At 64.3% G+C, this 21992-nt stretch carries 21 protein-coding genes; 4 read left to right on the top strand and 17 right to left on the bottom strand.

The annotated features are described in order from the left end of the window. The first annotated feature begins 69 nt into the window (after positions 1-69). Entirely contained in the window at positions 70-684 is a 615-nt protein-coding gene (gene eda, locus AC3WLM_RS02960; protein ID WP_039335137.1) for a bifunctional 4-hydroxy-2-oxoglutarate aldolase/2-dehydro-3-deoxy-phosphogluconate aldolase, read from the top strand. A gap of 24 nt (positions 685-708) precedes the next feature. Continuing rightward, positions 709-3492, top strand: coding sequence for a phosphoenolpyruvate carboxylase (locus AC3WLM_RS02955; RefSeq protein WP_492476554.1), 2784 nt, complete (start codon positions 709-711; stop codon positions 3490-3492). A gap of 58 nt (positions 3493-3550) precedes the next feature. On the opposite strand, the gene AC3WLM_RS02950 is transcribed toward AC3WLM_RS02955, so the two are convergent. The 15 genes from AC3WLM_RS02950 to AC3WLM_RS02880 form a co-directional block, all read right to left on the bottom strand. Next, on the bottom strand, positions 3551-4648 hold the full coding sequence (locus AC3WLM_RS02950; RefSeq protein WP_492476553.1) for a potassium channel family protein: 1098 nt from the start codon (positions 4646-4648) through the stop codon (positions 3551-3553). Between the two features lie 51 nt (positions 4649-4699). Next, complete coding sequence (locus AC3WLM_RS02945; RefSeq protein ID WP_492476552.1) at positions 4700-5869, bottom strand: HupE/UreJ family protein; 1170 nt, start codon at positions 5867-5869, stop codon at positions 4700-4702. After that, entirely contained in the window at positions 5808-7154 is a 1347-nt protein-coding gene (locus AC3WLM_RS02940; protein WP_492476551.1) for a hypothetical protein, read from the bottom strand. The genes AC3WLM_RS02945 and AC3WLM_RS02940 overlap by 62 nt, the downstream gene beginning before the upstream one ends. Positions 7155-7159: 5 nt before the next feature. After that, positions 7160-7885: a DUF4331 family protein gene (locus AC3WLM_RS02935; RefSeq protein WP_062343637.1), complete on the bottom strand. Its 726-nt coding sequence runs from the start codon at positions 7883-7885 to the stop codon at positions 7160-7162. Then, positions 7885-8556 (bottom strand): hypothetical protein, encoded by a 672-nt coding sequence (locus AC3WLM_RS02930; RefSeq protein WP_039335130.1) that lies wholly within the window; start codon positions 8554-8556, stop codon positions 7885-7887. Before AC3WLM_RS02930 ends, AC3WLM_RS02935 begins: the two co-directional genes overlap by 1 nt. 177 nt (positions 8557-8733) lie before the next feature. After that, a complete protein-coding gene (locus tag AC3WLM_RS02925) occupies positions 8734-10137 on the bottom strand; it encodes an SLC13 family permease (protein WP_492476550.1) in 1404 nt (467 codons plus the stop codon). Positions 10138-10209: 72 nt separating this feature from the next. Further along, positions 10210-11010, bottom strand: a complete 801-nt coding sequence (locus AC3WLM_RS02920) for a phosphoadenylyl-sulfate reductase (protein WP_039335126.1) — start codon at positions 11008-11010, stop codon at positions 10210-10212. 24 nt (positions 11011-11034) lie between these two features. Further along, entirely contained in the window at positions 11035-11466 is a 432-nt protein-coding gene (locus AC3WLM_RS02915; protein ID WP_039335124.1) for a DUF934 domain-containing protein, read from the bottom strand. After that, on the bottom strand, positions 11459-13111 hold the full coding sequence (locus tag AC3WLM_RS02910; protein WP_492476549.1) for a nitrite/sulfite reductase: 1653 nt from the start codon (positions 13109-13111) through the stop codon (positions 11459-11461). The genes AC3WLM_RS02915 and AC3WLM_RS02910 overlap by 8 nt, the downstream gene beginning before the upstream one ends. 1 nt (position 13112) lies before the next feature. Next, positions 13113-13409 (bottom strand): DUF2849 domain-containing protein, encoded by a 297-nt coding sequence (locus tag AC3WLM_RS02905; RefSeq protein ID WP_039335120.1) that lies wholly within the window; start codon positions 13407-13409, stop codon positions 13113-13115. Beyond that, complete coding sequence (cobA, locus tag AC3WLM_RS02900) at positions 13406-14176, bottom strand: uroporphyrinogen-III C-methyltransferase (RefSeq protein WP_492476548.1); 771 nt, start codon at positions 14174-14176, stop codon at positions 13406-13408. The genes AC3WLM_RS02905 and cobA overlap by 4 nt, the downstream gene beginning before the upstream one ends. A gap of 184 nt (positions 14177-14360) precedes the next feature. Continuing rightward, positions 14361-15302 (bottom strand): mechanosensitive ion channel family protein, encoded by a 942-nt coding sequence (locus AC3WLM_RS02895; protein WP_492476547.1) that lies wholly within the window; start codon positions 15300-15302, stop codon positions 14361-14363. After that, positions 15299-16534, bottom strand: a complete 1236-nt coding sequence (gene metC, locus AC3WLM_RS02890) for a cystathionine beta-lyase (protein ID WP_492476546.1) — start codon at positions 16532-16534, stop codon at positions 15299-15301. Before metC ends, AC3WLM_RS02895 begins: the two co-directional genes overlap by 4 nt. 39 nt (positions 16535-16573) lie before the next feature. Then, entirely contained in the window at positions 16574-17416 is an 843-nt protein-coding gene (gene sseA, locus AC3WLM_RS02885) for a 3-mercaptopyruvate sulfurtransferase (RefSeq protein WP_039335116.1), read from the bottom strand. 124 nt (positions 17417-17540) lie between these two features. Then, entirely contained in the window at positions 17541-18272 is a 732-nt protein-coding gene (locus AC3WLM_RS02880; protein WP_492476545.1) for a hypothetical protein, read from the bottom strand. A gap of 566 nt (positions 18273-18838) precedes the next feature. Between AC3WLM_RS02880 and queF the strand changes: the two genes are divergently transcribed. Then, positions 18839-19291, top strand: a complete 453-nt coding sequence (gene queF / locus AC3WLM_RS02875) for a preQ(1) synthase (protein WP_039335112.1) — start codon at positions 18839-18841, stop codon at positions 19289-19291. Positions 19292-19295: 4 nt separating this feature from the next. Here queF and AC3WLM_RS02870 read toward each other — a convergent pair whose 3' ends face one another. After that, positions 19296-19796 carry a helix-turn-helix domain-containing protein gene (locus tag AC3WLM_RS02870; protein ID WP_052242455.1) on the bottom strand — a complete coding sequence of 167 codons (501 nt, stop codon included), beginning with the start codon at positions 19794-19796 and terminating at the stop codon, positions 19296-19298. A 367-nt stretch (positions 19797-20163) separates the two neighbouring features. On the opposite strand from AC3WLM_RS02870, the gene AC3WLM_RS02865 reads away from it, so the two are divergent. Continuing rightward, positions 20164-21078, top strand: coding sequence for an aldo/keto reductase (locus AC3WLM_RS02865; RefSeq protein ID WP_062343647.1), 915 nt, complete (start codon positions 20164-20166; stop codon positions 21076-21078). A 446-nt stretch (positions 21079-21524) separates the two neighbouring features. On the opposite strand, the gene AC3WLM_RS02860 is transcribed toward AC3WLM_RS02865, so the two are convergent. Beyond that, complete coding sequence (locus AC3WLM_RS02860) at positions 21525-21899, bottom strand: hypothetical protein (protein ID WP_193828004.1); 375 nt, start codon at positions 21897-21899, stop codon at positions 21525-21527. Positions 21900-21992 lie beyond the last annotated feature (93 nt).

Here is a 21992-nt window from a genome sequence, read left to right as displayed (position 1 = left end):
CCGGCTGAGTCGCGTTAAGTCCGCTTCACCAAACGAAGCGCGCAACCGTTCTGCGCCAGGGGAGACGCCATGAAGCCGATCGAATCCATTATGCGCACCGCGCCGGTCATCCCGGTTCTGGTGATCGAGGACGTCGACCACGCGCTTCCTGTCGCCCGCGCGCTCGTGAAGGGCGGCCTGCGCGTGCTCGAGGTTACCTTGCGCACGCCCGCCGCTCTCGACGTCATCCATGCGATGAAGGCGGTTGAAGGCGCCATCGTTGGGGCGGGCACTGTCACCAACCCCGATGAGTTGAAAGCCGCGATCGACGCTGGCGCAGAATTCATCGTCTCGCCCGGCCTGACCGAGAATCTTGGCAAGGCCGCCGTGGCATCGGGCATCCCCTTTCTGCCCGGCATTTCCTCTGCGGGCGACATCATGCGCGGTCTCGACCTCGGCCTGAACCACTTCAAGTTCTTCCCGGCTTCCACGTCGGGTGGACTTCCCGCGCTCAAGGCGCTCGCTGCGCCGTTCTATCAGTGCAAGTTCTGCCCCACCGGCGGCATTACCGCCGCCACCGCGCCTGATTGGCTGGGTTTCGACCCGGTCCTGTGCGTCGGTGGCAGCTGGGTGGTCGGCAAGGGCACGCCCGATGAAGCAGCGATCGAAGCCGCAGCGCGCGAAGCCTCGGCTTTGGGGAAGTAACGAATTCAAGGGAATACAAGGGCCATGAAGACGGTCGCCAAGCTCAAGGCCAGGTTGCAGAAACTCCATGAGCGGACGGCGGAAACGCCGCTGTTCAACCCGGTCTTCCAGCTCAGCCACGATCTTTCGCGGTCGCTGGAGGGTGGCGACCTTTCGCTGTCAGACATCGATGCCCTTGTCGCGGAACTGGAATGCGAGGCGCTGAAGAGCCGCGCGGCCCGGCTCAAGCGTCTCGTCGCGCCCACAGCGGCTACCGAGACCCTTGCCACTATCGAGGCGCTGAACCCGGAAGAGGCGGGCTTTTCCGAGTTCCGCCAGCGTTGGGAAAAGCCGCTGCTCCACGCGGTGTTCACAGCGCACCCGACTTTCCTGCTCAGCCCGGCACAGTCCGATGCGGTGGCGACGGCCGCCCTGTCCGACGATCCGCAGGCCTCGACCGTCTGCACCGTCCCGCACGAGGGGCCGAAGATCACGCTCGAATTCGAGCATGTCGAGGTGTGCAACGCGATCGAGCGTGCCGCCAAGGCACGTGACGCGATCAACGCCACGCTTCTCGGCCACGCCCGCCAGCGCTGGCCCGGGCGCTGGCTGGATTTCAAGCCTTTGCCGTTCCGCTTCGCCACGTGGGTCGGCTACGACATGGACGGCCGCACCGACATTGGCTGGACCACTTCCATCGCCTTCCGCCTGCGCGAAAAGGCGCTGCGCCTTGGCAGCTACGCCGCCTCCCTGCGCGGCATCGACGAGGCACACCCGCTCCTCGCCACGCTCGATGCGGCGCACGCCCATTCGGCGGAAATGGCCGAGCTGTTCTCCTCGCCGCTCGACAGCCCCGAAGCGCTTGCCGCTGCCGCCAACCGCCTGAGCGCGGACCACGAGGCCAAGCTTCTCAGCCTTGCTCCGCTGATCGAGGCGCTGGAAACCGAGGCGCGGAATGCGGACGAGGCCAAGGCCATCCCGCTTGCCACGCTCGCTGCTGCCATGCGCGCCGATGGCCTCGGCATCGGCTGGATCCACTTCCGCGTGAACTCGTCGCAGCTGCTCAACGCCTTGCGCCGCCGGATCGACCCCGAAGGCACGCTGGACCTCGGCAGCAAGAGCGCGCTGTCGCGTCTGCGCGAGCTGCTGGCCGACGTGAAGCCGCTGCGCGTCAACTTCGCTGCTTTGGCGATCGAAACCAGCACCGCGATGCGCCAGTTCCTGGTCATGGCGAAGATGCTCCAGCACATCGACGCCGACGCGCCGATCCGCATGCTGATCGCCGAATGCGAGCAGCCGCAGACAGTGCTTGCCGCGCTCTATTTCGCCAAGCTGTTCGGCATCGAAGGCAAGGTCGATGTCTCGCCCCTGTTCGAGACAGAGGCCGCGCTGGAACACGGCGGTCGTTTCCTCGAAGCGCTGCTTTCGGAAGAATCCTACCGCAGCTACGCCCGCCTGCGCGGCCGCGTCTCGATCCAGACCGGCTTTTCCGACGCTGGCCGCTTCATGGGCCAGATCCCCGCAGCGCTCGCCATCGAACGCCTGCAGGGCCGCCTTGCCGAAGCGATGAAGGCCAATGGCCTGACCGACGTCGCCGCGCTGATCTTCAACACCCACGGCGAATCCATGGGCCGCGGCGCGCATCCCTCGGGCTTTGCCGACCGTCTCACGTGGCCACTCTCCGGGTGGGCCCGCCGTCGCTTCGCCCGCGCAGGCGTGACGATCGAGCCGGAAGCCAGCTTCCAGGGTGGTGACGGCTACCTGTTCTTCCGCAACGATGAACTCGCCCTCGCCACGCTCACCCGCATTGCCGAGCACGAGGCACGCGATCAGGACCTGTCGGCCAAGGACCCGTTCTACGATCGCACCGATCTCAGCCTCGATTTCTACCGCTCGATCCGCCGCGTTCAGCGCGAACATCTCGAAAGCGCCACGTACTCACGCGCTCTGACCGCCTTCGGCCTCGGCCTGCTCAAGGGCACCGGCAGCCGCGTCTCGCGCCGCCAGTCCGATATCGGCGCCGACCGCACGATGAGCCTGCGCCAGATCCGGGCGATCCCGCACAACGCCATCCTTCAGCAGATCGGTTACCCGGTGAACGTCGTCGCCGGGGCAGGGACTGCGGCTGGCGAGGAGATGGAATCGGTCGCCGAACTGCTCGGACGGTCTGAACGCGGCAACCAGCTGGTCCGCCTGCTGCGCGCTGCCAACGGTCTCGCCTCGATCAAGACCGTGGCTGCGTACGGTGAACTGTTCAACTCTGCCTACTGGGCCAGCCGCCCCTATCGTGGCACCGAAACGGCGCTGGAGGGCGCATGCCTCGCGCTTGCCGAATATCTAACCAAGGATGACAGGGCCGGAGTATTCCGCCGCCTGACCTCGCGCCTGCGGGTCGATTGGATGAAGCTCCACCGCCTGCTCTCGCTGGTGCCGGGGCAGAAGGCCGGGCGCGATGCCGCGCAGGACGCTGACCGCCGCAACATCGGCCTGCTTCAATCGGTGCGTCTCGCTCTGCTGATGCACATGTTCATCCGCGCCGTGCAGGTCCCGCCCTTCGCCCGTTCGAACGACGTCAGCCGCGAGGACGTGCTGGAGATGGTCCTCTCGCTGCGCGTCGACGATGCGCTAGCCCAGCTGCGCCGCGCCTATCCGGTGATCGAGCCCGAGATCACCGATTTCCCGGTGGACGAGTCGACCGACTATCCGGACCACCGCGGCGAGGACTACGGCGCCATCCGCGCCCGCTTCATCGACCCGATCGACCGCGCCCACGCCCTCAACATCCGCGTCGCCGTCGCCATCGCCAATTATTTCGGCGCCCACGGGTAACAGGAAAAAGCCCACCCCCGACCCCTCCCGCAGGCGGGAGGGGGGGGTGGGCGTTCAATTACCCCACAAACGAACGCCCGTGCCGCACCCGTGCCTTCGCGGCACTGAACACCGCCCCGGCTGACAGCCTGCTGCCGCGAACGACGAGCATGACCTTGTCGCCCTGTTCCAGCGTCACGTCCTCGCCAGGGTGCTGGATCGACTGGCCGCTCGTCCGATCGATCTGCACCACGAAGAATGCGCCGTTGCCGCGTCGCTCGGCCTCGCCGACGGTCTCGCCGGTGAGGGCGCTGTCCGCGCCCATCTCCACCATCTCGATGTCCAGCCCGAAATCGTGCAGGTTGCGCCGCACCGCGCCGATGTCGTCCAGCTGTCCGGTGGCGGGGTAGAGGATCATCTCGACAATGCGCTCGGCGCCGATATGCGTGGGCATCACCACCTTGTCGGCGCCGGCGTGGAACAGCTTGTTCTCGGTCGTCGGCGCCTCGCCGCGGGCGATGATCTCGATTGCGGGATTGAGATTGCGCGCCGATAGCGTGATGAAAACGTTCGCCGCGTCGTCGGGCAGGACCGATGCCAGCACCTTCGCCCGCGCGATCCCCGCAGCCTTGAGCGTCTCCTCGTGCGTTGCCTCGCCGACCATGCACAGGAAGCCCTGCGCCTTGGCATCCTCGGCCTTGGCATGGTCTCGCTCAAGGATCAGGAAAGGCTTCTTTGCCTCGGTCATCGCCTTGGCCAGTTGCACGCCGATGCGGCCGTAACCGCAGATGATCACGTGGCCGGTCAGCTTTTCTATTTCGGTCATCATCTTGTCCAGACCCAGCAGGCGGCGGAATTGGAAGAGTGTGAACACCTGAACCAGCGCACCGGTCAGCACGATCATTCCGGTGCACCCCAGCATGATCGTCGCGCTCGTCCACCAGCGCAGGAACAGGGTATCGACCGGGCGGATCTCGCCATAGCCGACGGAGAACACGGTCAGCAGCACCATGTAGGCGGCATCGCCGAACGGCCAGCCCGCATAGACGAACCCGCACGTCGACACGACATAGACGGCGAGAACAAAGATCAGCGTCCCCGTCAGCAGGCGCAGCGGCGACCCCAGCACCGAATTTGCCCCCTGCGTCAAGGCAGAGCTGTCATCATCGCGTATCATTCACAGCCCCCTCAGCCTTCTGATAGGGTGGCGCGGGCCGATATGTCCATATCAGGAAAGGCCCAGCCGCTCCGACAGCCAGACAAGGGCAGCGATACCGGTCAGCACCGCCAGAACCAGCCTCGCGCGATTGCCGTATCGCCAGCGGGCAAGCATCAGCAGGACTGGCAGAGTGACCGCCACGACGCCGAGTTGGACGGCTTCGATGCCCAAATTGAAGCCAAGGATGGCGACGATGCGCGTGGTCGTGCCAAGCCCGAAGTTGCTGACCAGCGTGGCGAAGGCAAGCCCGTGGACGAGGCCAAACAGCGCCGCAACGAGTGGTTCCTTGCCGGGAAACACGGGCCGCGCCGCATGAATTGCCGAGACGAGAACAGAAAGCGCGATACCCGCTTCAACCGGCTGTGGTGGAAGCCGAACGGCGAAGAGTGCGGCCAGGATGAGCGTCGTCGAATGACCGACCGTGAAGGCCGTGACGATCCACGCCAGTTTGCGCAACGTGGCTGCTGCCGGTCGCGCCTCGCCCCAGCGTCCGCCTGCCGCGAGCATCGGGGCAGGGAGAAGCAGCGCCAGCAGGAACAGCAGATGATCATAGCCCTCGGCAATATGCCGGGCACCAAGCGCCATGGCATTGAGGAACAACGCTCCCAGCCCCGCCTTTCCGCGCTCCACCAGCAATTCTGACTTACCGGCAGTGAGCGCGCCAATCAGTTCGCGCTCCCCACTCACACCTCCCGCCAGATCCCCGTCCACCACCAACAGGGCGAAGTGGTTCGGCGCTTCGCGCGTCACGACATGCCAGCGCCAGAGCAACGACCTGTCCGGAGAACCGGGCGGGGGTGTCAAGGACAGCTCCAGATGCAGGTCAGGCGGCCCGGCAATCTGTTCGAATGCGATGCGATCCACAGCGACGCGCCACGGCTTTCCATTTGCGTCGAGCACGGCCATGTCGGCCACTACGCGCGCCTGCGCTTTGGCAAGACTGGCCGTGCTGTTGTCCGTCGGCAATCCCGTGGCGTAGCCGAATTCGGCCTGCGGCACGACGATGTCAGCCTTGACCAGCCCCGGTGCGAAATCGAGGCGGATTTCCGAGTTGGGCGTAAGATGCGCGGCGGCAGGGCTGGCGAGGCAAAGCCAGGCCAGCGCCGTCAGTAGCGTCCTAATCGTGACCGAACCAGATGTAGCGCGCCGCCGGATCGGTGGCCTTGGGATTGAGATCAAGCGCGTCCTCCCGCGCATCTTCGGCGGCATCGGTGTCTCCAAGCGCGGTGTGGACGTCTGCCATGGCAAGGTAAAGTCCTGCCGTCCGCCAGCCGGTCTTCTCGGCACGTTCAAGCGTTGCAAGTGCACCTCTGGCATCGCCGGTCAGAAGCTGCGCCCGCGCCAGCAAGATCAGGCTGGCCCCGTGCGGACGCGCCTGTGCATCGGCCTTCGCGATTGGCAGGGCTTTGGCCGGATCGCCCAAGGCCAGTTCGTGCTCCACCACGTGCGCCGCTGCCGCCTCTGGCATCACGCTATAGCGCTCGGTCCAGATCGCGCCGGCCTTCTCGGCCCACGCCCGACTTTCGGCGCCGCGGCCCTGCAGGCGCAGCGTGAAAGCAAGCGCGTCCATGATCTCCGGCAAGGGGGCTTTGGCCAAGATCGCTTCATATTGCCGAACTGCGCCAGCCACGTCCCCTTCGAGAGCCTTCTGCTGTGCGACATGCGCCATGGCGAGCGGGTTGCCAGGGAAGAAGCGCTCGGAAAACCGGGCCCAAGTGCCCGCCGCCTTCCAGTCTCCCGTGGCATATGCGATCGTCGCCCGCTGCAAGCCGACCTGCGACTTGACGTAGCGGCTCAGCTTCGGGGCGCGCAGCACTGCGTTGATACGGCGGCGGGCAAGATCAGGATCGCCCGTGCGCAATGCGAGCATTGATTGCCTTAAAGCAACGGCGGCGTTGTTGTCGTATTCCTCCGCGCGGCTGAACGCGAGGCGCGCTGCCTTCATGTCGCCGCGCTGGAAGGCGATGTCCCCCTTCAGGCTCCATGCGCCGGCAGATTCGCCGTCGTCCGGCTCCCCCACTTGCGCGAAGAACCGTTCGAGCCCCTTTCCGGCAGCGTCGAGGCGGTGTGCCAGGACCGAAACTTCGGCGCGAGACAGGCTCGGCCCGGCGGGGAAGGGGGCACCCGCCATCCCCTTGTCCAGCAATCCGTCCGCTTCGGCGAGATCTGCATATGCGCCTGTCGCGCGGAAGCGCCTGACGAGAGCTCGTGCCAGTACCTCCTGCCGCAGCCACTCCTCAGGATTCAGCGCCAACCGCGCGCGTGCGCCATCCACTGCAACTTGCGCCGCCTGCTCCAGTTCGAGCTGGTTGCGTGGTCCGAACCATGGCTTGATTTCCGAGGGCAGCGGATCCGGCGGGCCTTGCCGAGCCTTGTACTTGTCAAAGGCAATGCTGGCGGCGGTTATCAGGAAAACCGCCGCCAGCAGGATCCACGGCCACTTGGGGCCGGGCTTGTCGCTCATGCCTGTCAGGACTTCGTCGCGCAGATCTTCAACTGCAGCTTTTCCAGATCGTCGCCAATCAGCCCGAACAGCTTGTCGAGTTCGTGCTCGTATTCGGTCAGATACTTGTCGCCAGCGACGTCTCCGGTCGGCGTATCATCGTTGTAGCTCAGCTTCATCGAAGAACTAACCAGCGCCGTAGCGATAGCCGGATTGCCCATGCGGTCCACACTGACATAGGCCGAATCCGGGTCGGTGCGGAAATTGAAGTTTGTGCCGGTGCCGGTTGCTACCTGCGGCGTGCCGTTCGGCGTTGCCAGGAACGGGAAGGTCAGCAGGAAGAACTTGTCATTGCGCTGCGGATTCAGTGGCACATCTGCCAGCGTGTATGGTCCTTGGCCGGTAACGCTCATATCGAGCAGCAGGGTTGCAAGCAGAATGTCGACGACCTGATCTTCGGGATGGCGTCCATTCGGAAACTTGGTCGGTCGGGTCAGGTCGAGCTTCAATGTATCCGGAATGATGAATGACTTGAGGTTCGCGCCGTTCTGGCCCTGGATCGGCTGCAGGAAGCATTTGGTCGAGTCGTAGGCAACCGCGGTTGCCGTGGCAGTCGGCGTCGCGGTCGATGTCGAGCTCGGTAGCGGGGCCGGGACGACGACTTGGCTACCAGCACCATCATCGCCGCACCCGACCAGCGTCAGGGCCAGAGCGAACGGCGTCGCGATCCGGATGATCTTGCGCAGGCTCATCAGATGTTCCCCCCAAAGCGGGCGGTCTGTCCCCAGACGCCAAGATTGGTTACCCCTGCGCCAAGGTTCGCGTCAGGAATTTCAAGCACGATCGCGGTATCGTTCTGGGTGTCGAAGAAGTTGCGGTCGTTGCGGATTTTCAATGTGCCGGTGGATCGCGTCTCGCGGAAACCGATCAGGTCGAAGAAAAAAGGTTCGTCGAACAGGCCAACGCGGACCTTCACGCCATCCTTTTGGAGGTTCTGCTCGACCGGACCTTCGATCACGCCGTTAACGCCGGGCACGCCTTCGATTCGTACTCCCCATTCGCCAGGATTTTGGCCCGGCCCGAAGCGATACTTGATCGTGAACTCGGGGGTATTGCCCGGTGCCGCAGTCGAAATGTTGATTTTGTAGAGCACGTCCCGGTCATAATAGAGCGGCGTCGTCGCGGCGGCGGAGACGGGTCCTGCAAAGGTCATCGCGATCTTGGTCGTGCCATTCGAATGCCAGGCAAACACGTCGGCGATGTCGGCCGGAATATCCGGGTTGGGATCTACGCCGCCGTCGGTGCGGCTCGGCGGATCGAGGTGGTCGGCGCTTGTCGCGACGCCGGTCGGCACCAGCATCAGCGCGGCGAGGCTGGCGGCCCCGGCGCTGCCCGCCAGCAATGTCTTGAAAATGCGGCGCACGGCGAATCTCCCCACTGCGAATTCTGACGAAAGAACGTGCGACCACTCTTTCGCCTCATTCTGCGCCGTCTGCTGTGAACTGGTTCACAGGGAGTCAGCGGGAGGCCTGTTTCTTCGATGTTAGACTATTTTGCACCGATTGGTGAAGCCCAAATCAAGCAAGACTACGTAACATGATCATGAAAAGGCGGCGACGGTCCAAACTACGCCGACCAGCAGGAACACCCCGACCACGTCGAGCGCGAAGCCTGCCTTGACCATCGCGCGCATCGAACAGTGCCCGGTTGCCCAGGCCAGCGCATTGGGGCCGGTTCCTGCCGGCAGCATGAAGCCCCAGGTCGCGGCGAAGGCTGCCGGAAGAGCCAGCAGGATCGGATCGGCCCCCAGCGCCGCCACCAGCGCTGCCACGACCGGCATGATTCCGCTCGCCGCCGCGATGTTGCTGGCAAACTCCGTCACCACGATCACGAACCCAACGAGAACCAGTGCAACTACCGGAAGTGGCACATGGGCAAGCGGCAGCAGCATCTCGCCCATCCACTTGGTCAGCCCGCTTTCGGTCATGCCCATCGCCATGGCAAGGCCGCCGCCGAACATCAGCACCACGTCCCACGGTGCGCGATTGGCCTCGGGCCAGGTCAGCATCGGGCGGCCGGTGCCGTCGGGCAGGAAAAACAGGACCAGCCCCGCGATCGCAGCCACCGTGCCATCGGTGAAGCCACCCTTCGGAAACACCCCTTCGATCAGCGGCTGGAACACCCACGCCAGGAAGGCCAGTAGCACCACTGGAAGCAACCGCCGCTCGGCCACGCTCCATTGCGCGGAATGGCCGATGGCAGCGCGCGCAGCGGCAGGATCGAACGCATCCTCCTTCAGCTTCTGCACCCGCGCGATGATCCACGCGGCAATCGGCACGGCGGCAACGGCGATCGGCACGCCGTACATCGCCCATTGCAGGAACGTGACCCGGGTCCCGAGCGCTTTCTCGATCAGTCCTGCCGCGATGGCGTTTGTCGGCGTGCCGATCATCGTCGCCAGTCCGCCGATGGATGCGGCAAAGGCTATGCCCATCGGCAGCGCTCCGGCCATGCCCCCGGTTTCCCCTTCGCGCACGCCGCCCGCACGCAGCATGGCAATCGCCATCGGCATCATGATGAGCGCCGTCGATGTGTTGGAAATGAAGCTTGAAAGCACTGCCGTCGCAGTCATCACGCCCAGCAGCAACTGCCGCGGCCTTGCACCGGCCAGGCCCATTATGAACAGCGCCAGCCGCCGGTGGAGCCCGGTCCGCTCGATTGCCAGCGCCAGAAAGGCGCCACCTACGAAAAGGAACATGATCGGCGAGTAGTAGGCGGCAGCCGTCTTGTTGGCATCCGCCACGCCGGTCAGCGGCAGCACGAGGAAAGGCAGGAATGCCGTTGCCGAAAGCGGCATCGCCTCGGTCATCCACCAGGCTGCCATCCACCAGACAAGGCCCGCCGCACTCCATGCCGCATCGGGCATGCCAGCCGGTGCTGCCGCCAGTTGCGTTACGGCAAACCCCAGCGGTCCGGCCCAGAACCCGATCCTGCGCGCATCCACTGCCAACCGACTACTCCCCCATGTCCCGGCGCAGGGACCTAGCAGAGCACTGTCGCGACTGGCAAATGCCGATCAGAAGATCGGATCGTAGCCCGGTGGCAGCTCGTCGCCCGGCTTGCTGGCATCCGTCGGCGAATGGATGCCGCATTCGGTCTTGTCCCAGCCCTTCCACCGGCCAGACCGGGGATCTTCACCGGGGGCGACCTTGCTGGTGCAGGGCGCACATCCGATCGACGGATAGCCCTGGGCCACCAGTGGGTGCGCCGGCAGGCCGTGCTGCGCGAAGTAGGCTTCGAGCGCGGTCTTGTCCCACGATGCCAGCGGATTGATCTTGAGCCGCCCTTGCGCGTCGGAGTGGTCGATCTCGAAGCGCGGCAGGCCGGCGCGGGTCTTGGACTGGAAGCCCTTGCGCCCGGTCAGCGAGGCATCGAAATGCAGCAGCGCCTTGGCCAGCGGCTCGACCTTGCGGATCTCGCAGCAGCCATCGGGATCCCACGACCAGCGCAGGCCGTTCTCGTCCTTCTTGGCGATCACTTCCGGATCGGGCTCGATGATCTGGAGATTGGTCATCCCCAGAAACCCGATCAGCTCATCGCGATAGGCTACCGTCTCGGGGAAGTGCTTGCCCGTCTCAAGGAACAGCACCGGCACCGAAGGATCGACCTCGGCAATAAGGTGAAGCAGGACAGCACTTTCCGCGCCGAAGCTCGAAACCACCGCAAGGTCGCCCGCCAGCCCGTCGCGGATCACCGAACGCAGCATCTCGTGCGTGTCGGTGCCCCGGAACAGGTTGTTCAGGCGGATCGCGTCCGTCTCGGTAAAGCGCGGGCGCACATCGATCAGGTCGATCTTGCGGTTCACGGTGCTGTCCATACTTCTAAGTCCTTTTCCCGCAGCTCAGGCGGGGTGACGCTTCGCCCAGATTGCCGGGCGTCCGTCGACGGTCTTCTGGTAGACTTCAGGCCAGGTCGCGAAGGCCTTTTCGGCGGCCTCCACGCTGATCGGCTGGTTCGGCGCAAAGCTGTCGAACCCGCAGCGGCGCATGTGCGAAAGCTGGTCGAGCAGCACATCGCCCACGGCCCGCAGTTCGCCCTGATAGCCATGCTCGCGCAGGATACGCGCCGCCGAATAGCCGCGCCCGTCGGTGTAGGCCGGGAAGTTCACTTCCACGAGCGCCAGCCGATCGAGATGCGGCAGCAGCGCGCGGGCATCGTCGCCCGGTTCGATCCGCACGGCAGTTGCGTTCGACTGGTCGGCAAAGGCGTCGACCGTCACCGCAGGATCGCCGACCGGCTCGTCATCGCGAAAACGCAGGTTCTGCTCAACCATTGGCGGTCTCCTTGGCGTAGATCGCCTCCTTGAACGGGGCCATGCCGATGCGGCGGAAGGTGTCGACGAAACGCTCCCCTTCGGCGCGCTGGGCGAGATAGACATCGGTTGCCTTCTCGACTGCATCGACGATGCCGTCCTCGTTGAAGCCGGGGCCGGTGATCGTGCCGAGCGAGGTGTCCGCGCCCTCGCAGCCGCCGAGCAGGAGCTGGTAATTCTCCACGCCCTTGCGGTCGACGCCGAGGATGCCGATGTGGCCTGCGTGGTGATGCCCGCAGGCATTGATGCAGCCCGAAATCTTCAGCTTCAGCTCGCCCAGCTCGCGCTGACGGCCGAGGTCGGCAAAGCGCTCCGAGATCTTCTGCGCCACCGGGATCGACCGCGCATTGGCCAGCGCGCAGTAATCCAGACCCGGGCAGGCGATGATGTCGCCGATCAGGTCGAGGTTGGCAGAGGCAAGGCCTGCTTCGTCCAGCTTCTGCCACAGGCCATAGAGGTCAGCCTTCTTCACATGCGGCAGCACGATGTTCTGCGCATGGGTCACGCGCAGTTCGTCGAACGAATGCTCAAGCGCCAGGTCGGCCATCAGGCGGATCTGGTCAGCCGTGGCATCGCCCGGAATGCCGCCAACCGGCTTTAGGCTGATGTTGACGATGGCGTAGCCCGGCTGCTTGTGGGCATGAACGTTCTGGTCCACCCACAGCGCGAAGTCGGGATCGGACAGGTCGAGTTCGTCGGATGCATTCGCATCGAAGCCCGGCTGCTCGAAGTAGCCCTTGATGCGCTCCAGCTCGGCCGCTGGCGGCTCGAGGCCCAGCGTCAGGATGTGCTTGAACTCTTCTTCCACCTGGCGGCGGTATTCGTCGGCGCCGATCTCGTGGACGAGGATCTTGATGCGCGCCTTGTACTTGTTGTCGCGGCGGCCATAGAGGTTGTACACGCGCAGGCACGCTTCGAGGTACGAGATCATCTGCAGCGGCGGCACGAAATCGCCGATCACTGGAGCGATCATCGGCGTGCGGCCCATGCCACCGCCGACGTAGAAGCGGCAGCCGATCTCGCCGGCATCGTTCTGCACCAGCTGGATGCCGATATCGTGCAGCTTCATCGCTGCGCGGTCGGTTTCCGAACCGATGATCGCGATCTTGAACTTGCGCGGCAGGTAGTCGAACTCCGGATGGAACGTCGACCACTGGCGCAGGAGTTCGGCATAGGGGCGCGGATCGACCAGCTCGTCCGCGGCGGCACCGGCGAACTGGTCGGCGGTGGTATTGCGGATGCAGTTGCCGCTGGTCTGGATCGCATGCATCTCGACCGAAGCCAGATCGGCGAGAATGTCGGGCGCGTCCTGCAGCTTGATCCAGTTGTACTGGATGTTCTGGCGCGTGGTGAAGTGGCCATAGCCGCGGTCATACTTGTCGGCGATATCGCCCAGCATGCGCATCTGGCGGCTGCTCAGCGTGCCATAGGGAATGGCCACGCGCAGCATGTAGGCGTGAAGCTGCAGGTAGAGGCCGTTCTTCAGGCGCAGCGGCTTGAACTGGTCCTCGGTGATGTCACCGGCAAGGCGGCGCTCCACCTGGTCGCGGAACTCCGCGACGCGGGCATCGACCATTGCCTGGTCGTATTGGTCGTACTGATACATCTCAGATCACCCAGGTGCCGGCATTGGGGTCGGCAGGCTTGAGGGAAAGGTCGAGGCGGACCGTCGGCCCGAGGGCGCGGATGCGGTCCTTGATGTGCGCCGGGCGCACGCCTTCGTCGGTCAGCGTCGCTTCGATCACCTGCGTGTCGGTGACAATCTGCTTGGCGTTCTCGCGGGCGATGATCGCCTCGGCATGTTCGCCTGCTTCCACCGCATCGTTGACATGGCGCGACCAGCCTTCGCCGGTCCACCAGATCACGTCGCCGGTGCGCAGATCACTTCCAGTGATGATCTTCACTGCACTGCCTCCAAAACTTGCTTCAATTCCATCATGTCTCCCCGGCCTGCCACTTCGCCGATCACGATCAGGGCAGGACTCTTGACCTTGTTTTCCGATACCAGCGGCCCGAGAGCCGCCAGCGTTCCGCGCAGCACGCGCATCTGCGGGCGCGCCGCGTTCTCGATGACTGCCACCGGCATGTCGGGCGCGAGCCCGTCTGCCATGAGCTTTTCGGCAATCGCTTCCGAAGTCGCCACGCCCATATAGATCACCAGCGTCCTGCCAACCCCGGCCAGGCCAGCCCAGTTCTGATCGGTCAGCCCCTTGCACTGGCCTGCAACGAACGAGACGATGCTTGCCGCGTCGCGGTGGGTGAGGGGGATCATCGCCGAAGCAGCCGCGCCCATGGCGGCGCTGATTCCGGGCACGACCTGCACCGGGACACCAGCGGCCAAGCAGTCTTCCGCTTCCTCGCCACCACGCCCGAACACGAAAGGATCGCCGCCCTTGAGACGCACCACGTCATTCCCGGCCAGGGCCTCGCGCACCAGCAGGGCGTTGATCTCTTCCTGACGCATGGTGTGGCGCGAACGCTGCTTGGCGACCGAGATCATCCGGCAGCCCTTGGGCGCCATGGCAAGGATCGCCGGATCGACCAGCCCGTCGTGGACCAGCACGCGCGCATTCATCACCAGCCGCGCCGCACGCAGCGTCAGCAGGTCCGGATCACCGGGCCCCGCGCCGACAAGGAATACGGTTCCGACTCTTGAAGAGGGATTGCTCATGGGGGGCAGATGGGCGCGGTGAGCCCAAGTCACCAGCGAGAATGCTTTTCCCCCCGCCTAGATGTTCTTTAGCGGCTGCGCTGGACCTGGTTACACGATCTTCAAGATCTAACGTCACCCCGGGCCTGACCCGTGGTCCCGCTTTCACTTCGGGCGACGGTGCAGAAACAAGCGGGACCCCGGATCAAGTCCGGGGTGACGGTGGAGAGTGAGGGGAACCTTCGCCCCGTAAAGCCTCTACCAGCACCCGCAAACCCTCGCTGTCCTTCAGGTTCAGATCCTGCTGCGGGAACGGAATTTGAACCCCGTGGTCCCGGAACAGGCGCCACACCGCCTTGAGAATGTCCGACCGCACGTTACCTACGCCACCCTCGGGATCGTCGATCCACACCACGATCGTCATGTCGATGCTGCTCGGCCCGAAGGCGCTCAGCAGCACGCCGGGCGAGGGGAAGCTCAGCACGCGCGGCACGCCGGCCACGGCCTCGAGCATCAGCTTCTCGACCTGCTCCAGATCGCTGCCATAAGCCACGCCAACGGGAATGTTGATCGCCACCTCGCGCGAGGAGTACGACCAGTTCTCGACCTGGCTGGTCATCAGGTTCTCGTTCGGAATCAGGTATTCCCGATTGTCGCGCGTGGTCACCGAAACCGCGCGGATGCCGATCTTCTTGACCTCGCCGAACGAATTGCCCTTGCCGTCGTTCACCGCGATCACGTCGCCCGGCTTGATCGAGCGGTCCATCAGCAGGATGATCCCGGCGATCAGGTTGCCGAAGGTCTTCTGCAGGCCGAAACCGATGGCGAGGCCGAACGCGCCGGAAAAAACCGTCAGCGCGGTCAGGCTGATCCCCAGCACGTCGATCCCGACCAGAATCGAGATCCCCCAGACCACGATCGTCGCGATCTTCTCGCCCAGCAGTTGCTGCGTGCGGTCAAGGCTGGTCAACCGGCGGAACGTGCGCCGCGCCAGCTTGCCGATCAGCTGCGCCGCGACGATCACCAGCAGCATCACGATCACGATGCGCAGCGCGCCCCAGACCGAGATGTGATAGGTCCCCAGATCGAACCCGATCTCGTTCAGCACCCGGATCACGTCGGCCACTCGCTGCCTGAAGCTGTTCATGCGCTCGCTCCCGCCCATGCAGCAAGCCCACGCTCGAGATCGGCAATCAGGTCGGTGCTATCTTCAAGCCCGATGGAAAGTCGCACGCCGAAGCGATCCTCGGCGTCCATCCCCTTGAGCGGCCACTGGCTTGCCGTGCGGATGCCCGCCGGATCGACCGGCGTGGCAAGGCTCTCGAAACCGCCCCATGAATAGCCGATGCCAAACAGCGTCAGCGCATCGATCAGCGCATCGCGCGCCGCGCTCGTGCCGCCCTTCAGCACAAAGCTGAACAATCCGCAGCCGCCGGTGAAGTCCCGGCGCCAACGCTCATGCCCGGGCGATCGCGGCAGCATCGGGCACAGCACCCGCGCCACCTCCGGCCGCCCCTCCAGCCACTGTGCGATTCCCAGCGCCGATGCCGTCTCCGCCTCGAGCCGGTGCTTCATCGTCCGCAGGCCGCGCAGCATCAGCGCGGCATCGTCGGGCGAGACTACTGTCCCCATGCCCTGCGAGCGCAGCCGCAGCTTGCGATACCACTCCGGCCCGGCGCTGGCGCTGCCCATCATGCAGTCGGAATGGCCGGAAACGTGCTTGGTCAGGCTCATCACAACGATGTCCACACCATGGCGCAGCCCCTGAAAGCCGAGCGGCGAGGCCCAGGTATTGTCGAGTACGCTGACGATTCCGCGTGCCTTGGCCGCCGCTGCGATGGCGGGCACGTCCTGCACCTCCATGGTCAGGCTACCCGGGCTTTCCAGCAGCACGCAGCGCGTCCGTTCGCAACATGCCGCTTCGAAGGAGGCAAGGTCGGTCGGATCGAACCAGCGCGTCTCGATGCCGAAGTCCTTCAGCAGCCCCCGTCCCATGACGCGCGAGGGTTCGTAGGCATTGTCCGTCATCAGCAGCACGTCGCCGGGACGCAGCACCGTGAGCAGCGCTCCGGCTATTGCCGCGACGCCTGAGGGATAGAGCACAGTTCCCGCAGAGTTGCCCTCGAGTTGGGTCAATGCCTCGGAGAGTCCCCACTGAGTTGGAGATCCCCTGCGCCCATAATAGAACCGCCCGTCCTCGTTGGCTGGATGGGCCCTGAGTGCTGACATATCGGGATAAAGATGCGTCGAAGCGCGCCAGACGGCGGGGTTGACGACGGCCCCGGGATGCCCCGGCGTCCCGGTCCATTCCTCGCGCCGTCCAGCCAGCACGCCCCGCGTCGCCGCCCCATAATTCTCGAAATCGTCAGAACTGCTCATGGCCTCGGGCGATAGCAGCAATGATCGCTGACAGGAACCTCAGGCCGCGCCGGTTGCCTTGGGGGTTGCCGGGTCCATCCCCCATTCGCTCCACGATCCGTCGTAAAGCGAGACATCTTCCTTGCCGATCAGATGTGCCGCGAAAATCAGCACGTTGGCCGTCATTCCCGAGCCGCACGAGGAGATCAGCGGGCGCGAAAGGTCGATGCCGGCTGCCTCGAACAGGCTGCGGATCGCGTCAGGCGATTTCCACGTGCCATCGGGATTGAACAGGCTCGAATAAGGAAGGTTGCGCGCGCCGGGTATATGGCCGCTCGCCAGCGCAGGGTTGGTCTCCGGCACTTCGCCAGTAAAGCGCCCGGCGCCACGCGCGTCGATGACCTGCTCGGCGTTGCTGTCGAGATTGGCCAGCACATCGGCTTTCGAACGCACATGGCTCTCGTCAGACCACACCGTGAAGTGGCGTTGTCTCAAGGTTTCAACACCTTGCGCGCACTTGCGGCCCTCCGCCTTCCACTTGGCGATCCCGCCATCGAGCAGCGCCACATTCTGTGCGCCGAACTTGGTCAGCATGAACCAGGCACGGGTCGATGTCTTCACCGGGCTGTCATCATAGATCACGATGCGGCTGCCGTCGCCAAGGCCTAGCGTCTGCATTCGGCTGGCGAACTTTTCGGCCGACGGCAGTGTGTTGGGTACGGGCGAGGCCGCATCGACCAGTTCGGCCAGATCCATGAAGACTGCACCGGGAATGTGGCATGCCTCATATTCGAGGCGCGGCACGCGACCATGCTCTGGCAAGAATGCCGTAGCGTCGACAATACGTAGATCGCTCGCGCCCATTTCGTCCGCGAGCCACTGGGTCGAAACCAGTGAGTCCATGGTTAATCGTGCTCCTGCCTGCTGTGCGACCCGTCTGGCGCGGGTTCGTTAGGCCAAGACTAGACGCGGCAATCGGGTGCGTCGACCACAAAAACGGACAGCCGCGCGACCTTTCCCGATGAACTCACGCAAACGCTGGAACGGTGAGCGCGCGCTGGCTGATCTTCGGGTAGATGCGCGGGCCGAGGTCAAGCCGGAAGGGCTGCAGCCTTTGCCCCGCTGCACCTTCTTCCAGGCCGACGACGAAGGCCGCGCGCATGGTGAACGGTCGTCCGTCGACGGTGGCCGTCATTTCAAGTCTGACGAGTGGCACGAACAAGGCGGCATTGCCATGACGGATCGGTGTGATTTCGGCGAGGGGCAGGCGTATTTCGCCCGCAACTTCGATGATCTCGCCAGCGCCTATTGACCGAATCGTATGCAACTCGGGCGCATTGCGCGGGTCGAGCTGGTCCTGCACTGGCCGCGAGGCGTGCGCGGCAGTCATTCCGCCAAAAATCACCACGTCTTGCGCTTGCATTGTGGCCGACAGCACCAGCCGATAGGAAAGCGTGGCATTGACGAGGGTCGCGCTCATGCGCGCGGCAGCGAGGTCGAGCGTCAGGGCAGCGTCCGGCACAAGCGCGGTCTCCGCCAGGTGGGGACCTTGTGCAGGAGAGCTGGCGGGGGACGCGGCCTTTATCGCTGGCGGTTCGAAGGCAACCTCGGGCGGCGCCGTGCGTCGACGGCGGAGCAGCGCCCATGATGCCCCGGCCGCGAGCAAGCCGACAAGCGCTGCCACCCACGGCCAAAGCGTGGCGCCTCTCGCTTCGGGCTCTGTCGTCGTCGCCGTGACCGGCACCGCGGGAGGCGACATCGGCTCGGGCAAATTTGGTGTAGCCGCTGTCGGTTGGGGAAGCGGAGGCGCACTTTCGGCTGCTTGCGTCGGCAGGGCCGCGGTCTCAGCTTCGGGTACGTCAGCTTGGGCGGATGGCCGAGGCGCTGGCTTGGCAGAAGGGAGCGCAACAGGCGCTGCCGGTGACGGTACCGGCGCCGGTACAGGGACGGCAATAACCGGTGGCGACGGCGTTGCACCGGGTTGCCCGGTCGTGGCGCGGGGTGGGGGCGCATCGGGAACGACCGGGCCCTGCGCGGCGGAACTTGGCTTCTCCGACGGGGGCAATTGCCACGTGGTGGCATCCTGCGCGCGCGCCGCGCTTGCGCAAAGCGCTAGCGCCGCCGCCGAAATGACAAATGACCCCGGGAACAACCTCATCGCCGGGGCATGACAACCCGCCAGTTTAATGCCTCGTGAACCAAGAGGCACGATCGGGCCACTTGCTCCCGGTCTGCGACGGGTGCATGGGCGAGCCAATTCTATTCTTGAAGTGATCGCTTGGCGGGAAACCAACTCGCACCGCCTGCGCATCCAGAGGCCAGACAATGACCAAGACTCCTCTCTTCCTTGGGCAGAACACCGCCCTCCCGGCATCGCCGGAAGAGGCCGTGCTCGATTATGTGCCAAATCCGCGTCCGGGCACGCTCTACATGATCCGCTTTGCCGCGCCCGAATTCACCTCGCTATGCCCGGTGACCGGCCAGCCCGACTTTGCCCATCTGGTGATCGACTATGCTCCGGGTGAGACGATCGTCGAATCCAAGGCGCTCAAGCTGTTCCTCGGGTCCTTCCGCAATCACGCAGGATTCCACGAGGACGTCACGGTTGGCATAGGCCAGCGGCTGTTTGCCGAAATGAAGCCGCGCTGGCTGCGGATCGGTGGCTACTGGTATCCCCGCGGCGGCATTCCGATCGACGTGTTCTGGCAGTCCGATGCCCCCCCGGCAGGCCTGTGGCTGCCCGACCAAGGCGTGGCGCCCTATCGCGGTCGCGGTTGAAGCGTCAGGCTGCCAACCAGGAAGAGCCGGAGCCTTTTTCTTCGGCTCGTTCCGAACGCTGGGACTGCTGCCCCGCCTTTGACGGGGTGATTCCCATCGCGATTTTCTCCCATCCACTTTCGGTGAGAGATACCCAGATGCGCCGCCGGTCAGCCGAATCCGGCTCGCGCAGGATCAGTCCGGATTCGTGGAACATGGCAAGCCAGCGCAACACCGTTGCGCCGGGCACATTCGCGCTCAATCCCAGACCCGTCACGGAGATGCGCCGGCCCTCGGCCTGATTGATGAACAGCTCCAGCATCAGGTCCCATGCAGGGTCAGCAACCTGAATGTTCGGGAAAAGCTCCTGCCGGCGACGGCGGGCGCGGATTTCGCTCTTGGCGATGGCGACCAGGTCAGCGGTCGATGGAGGCGTGTCGGTGGGCGTCTGTTCTTCGGGCGCAGATAGCAATTCGTTAAGCAGGAGCGTGATCCTTGCGATCCTTTCTCGTTCCTGGCTGTTCATTGCTATACCTCTGGCCACCCCAACCATACATATGCTGTAATGTCTCTTGTCTTGCAATTACAAACCTTTGAATACCAATGAAAAATTAGGAAATATTAACCTTTTTCGAGGGATTTGTCGTGCTCCGGGGCGATTTTTCCGTGCTGTCTGCCTTTCCGGTGGAGGTCATCCAGGCCAAAAAAGCAGCACCATGCTGCATGCTGGCGAGGGGACTACGCCCGAAGCACCGAGCTTGCCCGCGCCGTCTGTCGGCGCTTGTCTGTCCTACCACCGAAATTCTCATTGATGGTAATGATTTAACCCATCGTCGCGTGCCCCTTATCCTCGTAGAGCGCGCGTCGGTCGCACCACCATACAGGACTGTTTCATGAGCGAACTGCCACTTCCGCCTGCTTTCCGCCCACTGGGCCACACCGGCATTGCCGTATCGCCGATTGCGTGGGGTATGTGGCGTCTCGCCGAAGGCGGCCGCAGCGCCGCCGATGCGGCGAAGCTGGTTCACGCTGCGCTCGATGCCGGAATCACCTTCTTCGATACCGCAGACATCTATGGCTTCGACGGGCAGCGCGGCTTCGGTGATGCCGAGGCGCTGCTGGGCGAAGTTCTGGCCGCAGAACCTGCGCTGCGCCAGCGCGTGGTTCTGGCCACCAAAGGCGGCATCCTGCCGCCTCTGCCCTACGATCAGAGCCCGGATTACCTGCGCAAGGCGATCGAGGCTTCGCTGCGCCGCCTCAGGACCGAGGTGATCGATCTCTGGCAGATCCACCGTCCCGACATCCTTGCCCATCCGCACGAAACCGCGCGCGTGCTTGATGATGCGGTGGCTTCGGGCAAAGTTCGCGCACTTGGCGTATCGAACTTCGCCACTCACCAGATCGCCGCGCTCAATCATTTTCTCGGCGAGAAGCTGGCGACCACGCAGCCCGAGATCAGCCCTCTGCGCATCGACTGCTTCGAAAATGGCGAACTCGATCAGGCAATGCAGCTGGGTCTGACCCCGATGGCCTGGTCCCCGCTTGGTGGTGGCCGCGTGGCTGGCCCCAAGCTGGATCGCGAAATGGCCGTGGCATCCGCGCTCGACACGGTGGCAGACGCACAAGGTGTATCGCGGACCGTCGCGGCATATTCGTGGCTCATGGCGCACCCGGCCGGAATCGTGCCGATCATCGGATCGCAGAAGCCACAGCGCATTGCCGAGGGCGCAGCCGCGCTCAAGGTACGGTGGACACGAACGGATTGGTACGCCGTGCTTGTCGCGGCACGGGGCGAGCGGCTCCCATAAGGCCGCACCAGATCAAGCTGATCTGGGCCACGAACATGGTGAGGGCTGCCCGCCGCAACTGGCGCGCCGCATCGCTCACGTTCGGCCCGCGCGTCACCCGATAAGGCGCGACGACGCCACGAGCCCAACGTGATTGATGCTGTCTCTCTCGCGTCACGCCGTGATCAGCGGCGGGACTGCCTTCGTACGATCCAGCGGCCCTTGCGCAAGCGCTTGATGCTCCGCTCGCAGCGCTCACACTGTCCTACATAACCTTCCAGATCGTACGACACTTTCGATCGTACCGGGCGATGATAGCCCAGAAAGCACTTCAACGACACCATATGAGACCCACCCCAGAATCTACATCCGAAGTGAAGCAAAGAATTTCCGTTTTGAAAATTCAACGAAGGTTAGGAATTGCGATCCTTTTCCTCATTTTTCGCAGATGAAATCCGGAGCGCTAGTCACCGCAGCGCCAGAACCTCGTTTGTGTCCAATTGCTTCATTGCCAGCGACGCGGCGCGGCGTGAATCGATCCAGCGTCCGTCGGAAAGCTCTACGTCGTAACGTTGATCGCTTGAAGCTGCGCCACGGTAGAGCTTCGCGGCCTTTTCCCTTTCACCGACAAGCTTGTAGGCGGTGCCAAGGTTGATCATGGCCAGCGGATCCTGCTTCCGCAACAGATCGCTGCCCTCAATTCTGCTGATCGCAGCGCGAGGGCGCCCGGCCATGATCTCGCCGTATCCAACATCACCACTCTCGATTGCAGGGGCCGGTACAGTCAGCGTGGCGGGAGCCTGCGCCATCAGTGCGGCTGCGAGATACAGGGTGGCAGACATCGGGACTCTCCTTGCTTGGCTTCCTGCGCATTCCGTCAGCGCATCGGCTTGTTGAGTCTGATTATGCACCCGATGACAGTGACTGCAATCAAA

The organism is Novosphingobium sp. FW305-C-30-35 (genome assembly GCF_058783135.1).
The sequence above is the reverse complement of the archived record's forward strand: the minus strand, read 5'-3'. Positions and strand labels throughout refer to the sequence as shown.

Bases quoted from the DNA above. Each gene is read 5' to 3' on its own strand.
- cobA (WP_492476548.1), bottom strand. From the start codon at position 14,176: ATGAGCAATCCCTCTTCAAGAGTCGGAACCGTATTCCTTGTCGGCGCG.
- AC3WLM_RS02920 (WP_039335126.1), bottom strand. From the start codon at position 11,010: ATGGACAGCACCGTGAACCGCAAGATCGACCTGATCGATGTGCGCCCG.
- AC3WLM_RS02860 (WP_193828004.1), bottom strand. From the start codon at position 21,899: ATGTCTGCCACCCTGTATCTCGCAGCCGCACTGATGGCGCAGGCTCCC.
- AC3WLM_RS02950 (WP_492476553.1), bottom strand. From the start codon at position 4,648: ATGATACGCGATGATGACAGCTCTGCCTTGACGCAGGGGGCAAATTCG.
- eda (WP_039335137.1), top strand. From the start codon at position 70: ATGAAGCCGATCGAATCCATTATGCGCACCGCGCCGGTCATCCCGGTT.
- AC3WLM_RS02910 (WP_492476549.1), bottom strand. From the start codon at position 13,111: ATGTATCAGTACGACCAATACGACCAGGCAATGGTCGATGCCCGCGTC.
- AC3WLM_RS02935 (WP_062343637.1), bottom strand. From the start codon at position 7,885: ATGAGCCTGCGCAAGATCATCCGGATCGCGACGCCGTTCGCTCTGGCC.
- AC3WLM_RS02870 (WP_052242455.1), bottom strand. From the start codon at position 19,796: ATGAACAGCCAGGAACGAGAAAGGATCGCAAGGATCACGCTCCTGCTT.
- metC (WP_492476546.1), bottom strand. From the start codon at position 16,534: ATGAGCAGTTCTGACGATTTCGAGAATTATGGGGCGGCGACGCGGGGC.
- AC3WLM_RS02940 (WP_492476551.1), bottom strand. From the start codon at position 7,154: ATGAGCGACAAGCCCGGCCCCAAGTGGCCGTGGATCCTGCTGGCGGCG.
- sseA (WP_039335116.1), bottom strand. From the start codon at position 17,416: ATGGACTCACTGGTTTCGACCCAGTGGCTCGCGGACGAAATGGGCGCG.
- AC3WLM_RS02895 (WP_492476547.1), bottom strand. From the start codon at position 15,302: ATGAACAGCTTCAGGCAGCGAGTGGCCGACGTGATCCGGGTGCTGAAC.
- queF (WP_039335112.1), top strand. From the start codon at position 18,839: ATGACCAAGACTCCTCTCTTCCTTGGGCAGAACACCGCCCTCCCGGCA.
- AC3WLM_RS02880 (WP_492476545.1), bottom strand. From the start codon at position 18,272: ATGTCGCCTCCCGCGGTGCCGGTCACGGCGACGACGACAGAGCCCGAA.
- AC3WLM_RS02955 (WP_492476554.1), top strand. From the start codon at position 709: ATGAAGACGGTCGCCAAGCTCAAGGCCAGGTTGCAGAAACTCCATGAG.
- AC3WLM_RS02865 (WP_062343647.1), top strand. From the start codon at position 20,164: ATGAGCGAACTGCCACTTCCGCCTGCTTTCCGCCCACTGGGCCACACC.
- AC3WLM_RS02915 (WP_039335124.1), bottom strand. From the start codon at position 11,466: ATGGTTGAGCAGAACCTGCGTTTTCGCGATGACGAGCCGGTCGGCGAT.